The sequence below is a fragment of the Pseudoxanthobacter sp. genome (assembly GCF_036822375.1).
Classification (GTDB): Bacteria; Pseudomonadota; Alphaproteobacteria; order Rhizobiales; family Segnochrobactraceae; genus Pseudoxanthobacter.
This window is the reverse complement of record NZ_DAISHT010000200.1, coordinates 1-2694: the sequence shown is the minus strand read 5'-3', so window position 1 is coordinate 2694 and position 2694 is coordinate 1. Positions and strand designations below refer to the sequence as shown.

Below are 2694 nucleotides of genomic sequence, written 5' to 3'. Positions count from 1 at the left end.
GCCAACCGCATCGATGGCATCGTGCGCGAGATGACCCACACGCTGCTGCGCGCCGCCCGTTCGGCGGTGATCAACAGCGCCCGCGACTTCTCGTGCTCCATCTGCACCGGCGACAACCACCTGCTGGCCGCCGCCGAGGGCCTGCCGATCCACATTTTCGGCAGCCACATGCAGACCCGCACCATGACGGAGTTCCACAAGGGGGATATCCGCGAGGGCGACTGCTACCTGCACAACGATCCCTATACCGGCAACACCCACGCTGCCGACCACACCTTCCTCGTGCCGGTGTTTTTCGAGGGCGAGCACCTCTTCACCACGGTCGCCAAGGCCCATCAGGCCGATATCGGCAACGCGCTGCCGACCACCTATTCGGCCGGCGCCCGCGACCAGTACGAGGAAGGGGCGCTGATCTTCCCGGCGGTGCGCGTGCAGCGCGACTACCAGATGGAAGACGACATCGTCCGGATGTGCCGTTCGCGCATCCGCGTGCCCTCGCAGTGGTACGGCGACTTTCTGGCCGGCATCGGCTGCGCCCGCGTCGGCGAGCGCCGGCTGAAGGAGCTGTGCGAGAAATACGGCCGCGAGCGGATCAAGCAGTTCATCCGCGACTGGTTCGATTATTCCGAACAGCGCATGATCGCCGCCATCCGCAAGCTGCCGGCGGCAACGCTGACCAACACCGGCGCGCACGATCCGTTCGGCTCGCTGCTGCCGGACGGCATTCCGCTGAAGGTGACGGTCAACATCCGCCCTGAAGAGGCGATGATCGACCTCGACCTCACCGACAATGTCGGCAACGTCGACTGCGGCTTCAACGAGAGCGAGGCCTGCGCCACGTCCTCCACCATCGCCGGCGTGTTCAACTCCATCGATTCCACGGTGCCGCGCAATTCCGGCTCGTTCCGCCGGGTCTCGGTGGCGCTGAAGGACGGTTCGGTTGCCGGCCGGCCGCAGTTCCCGCACTCCTGCTCGGTGGCGACCACCAACATCGCCGACCGTCTCATCAATATCGTCCAGTCCTCGTTCGCACAGATCGGCGACGGCTTCGGGCTGGCGGAAGGCGGGCTCGGCATGGGCGCCGGCTTTGCGGTGGTGTCCGGCAAGGACGATCGCAGCGCCGACGGGGCCTATGTCAACCAGCTCATCATCGCCAGCGCCGGCGGCCCCGGCGCGCCCGGTGCCGATGGCTGGCCGACCTATGCGCTGCCGGTCGTGGGCGGGCTGATGTATCGCGACTCGGTGGAGATCGACGAGCTGAAGCACCCGATGGAGTTCCGCTTCCTGCGCATGGTGCCGGGCACGGCCGGTGCCGGCCGTCACCGCGGCGCGCCGGCCATGGAACTCGCCTACGGCCCGACGCACTCGGCCATGGACGTGCTGTGGCCGTGCGACGGCACGCACTATGCGCCGAAGGGCGTGCGCGGCGGGCAGGACGGCACCTGCGCCCGGCACTTCCATGTGCGCCCGGACGGTTCGGAGAGCGAGCTGCCGAACATCGTCAATGTGCAGCTGCAGCCCGGCGAATATGTGCGCGGCAACCACACCGCCGGCGGCGGCTACGGCAATCCGCTGGAGCGCGATCCGCGCCGGGTGCTGAAGGACGTGCTGGAAGGCTACGAGACCGAAGTGCGTGCCCGCGACGTTTACGGCGTGGTGTTCACCGGAACGGCCGCCGACGAAACGCTGGCCATCGATGCGGCCGCGACCTCGGCCTGCCGCGCCACGCTCGGCGCCTGAAAATGACAGCGGCGCCGGGCGGGGAACCGCCCGGCGCCGTGTTTCTTCCTCTGCCGGGCGCCTTCACCCGGCCTGCAGCACCCCGTGGCTGCACGCCGCGGCGCCGCCGGGCGAGAGGATTTCGATCTCAAGGAACGCATAGGGGGCGTCGCCGGCATTGATGACGTTGTGTTCCACGCCGGCAAGGCGGGTATAGGGCACATGGGCCTTGTTCTCGGCCCGCATCACCTCGCCGCCGGGCAGCTCCACATCCACGGTGCCGTCGGTGAGGGGCACCACGACATAATCGACGGCATGGCGGTGCCAGCCGGTTTCGGCGCCCGGCGCGAAGCGGAATTCGGTGACGCGGACATGAGGGGCATCGATCTTCAGAATGGCTTCCGCCTGCGGTCTGGTGGTCATCTCAAGCCTCGGACAAAAATGAATGTTCGGGCCTGAATAGTCAGACGAAACGGATCGTTCGTCAACAATAATTACGTAATAAAATCCGTATTGTAAGTAATATCGATGACGATCAGCTTATTGCTGTCAGGTAAGCGGGGATCGTCTGCGGTCTCGGGATGACGGCGACGATCTTCATCTGCGCGATGTTGCGGTTCATGGTGGCGTCGAGGTGTGCGTCCATCATGGCGGCGGCTGCCTCGTGGGCGCCGCGCAGCATCAGTTCCACGACAAGGCGCTGTTCGGTGATGGCGGCGTGGTCGCCCGGCAGGCCGAGCTGGCGCAGCAGGCGCTCGGCGGCGGCAACCGGCAGCAGGTTGTTGCGGATCAGATCGCGCAGCTTTTCGTTCGGCGTGGCCAGAACGCAGATATCGACCAGCAGCGTTTCCAGCGTCTCGGCGGTGTCGTCGCCGCGCCGCGGCGGGTCGGCCTCGGCGGCCATCAGGCGGGCGAGGGCATCCTTCAGGTGCTCGTGGTCGATATGGCGGGCGGCGGAGACGAGGGCCGGCGGCT

Annotated in this window: 2 protein-coding genes and 1 pseudogene; 1 reads left to right on the top strand and 2 read right to left on the bottom strand. The window is 66.9% G+C overall.

Annotation, left to right across the window (positions count from 1 at the left end):
• Positions 1 to 1740: hydantoinase B/oxoprolinase family protein (locus tag V7067_RS14540; RefSeq protein WP_334176624.1), on the top strand; the 1740-nt coding region annotated here is incomplete at its 5' end.
• Positions 1741 to 1803: 63 nt separating this feature from the next.
• Here the strand turns inward: V7067_RS14540 and V7067_RS14535 are convergent.
• Both V7067_RS14535 and V7067_RS14530 read right to left on the bottom strand, forming a co-directional pair.
• Positions 1804 to 2142 (bottom strand): cupin, encoded by a 339-nt coding sequence (locus V7067_RS14535; RefSeq protein WP_334176623.1) that lies wholly within the window; start codon positions 2140 to 2142, stop codon positions 1804 to 1806.
• Between the two features lie 112 nt (positions 2143 to 2254).
• A pseudogene (locus V7067_RS14530) lies at positions 2255 to 2694 on the bottom strand (GntR family transcriptional regulator); the annotation flags it as partial.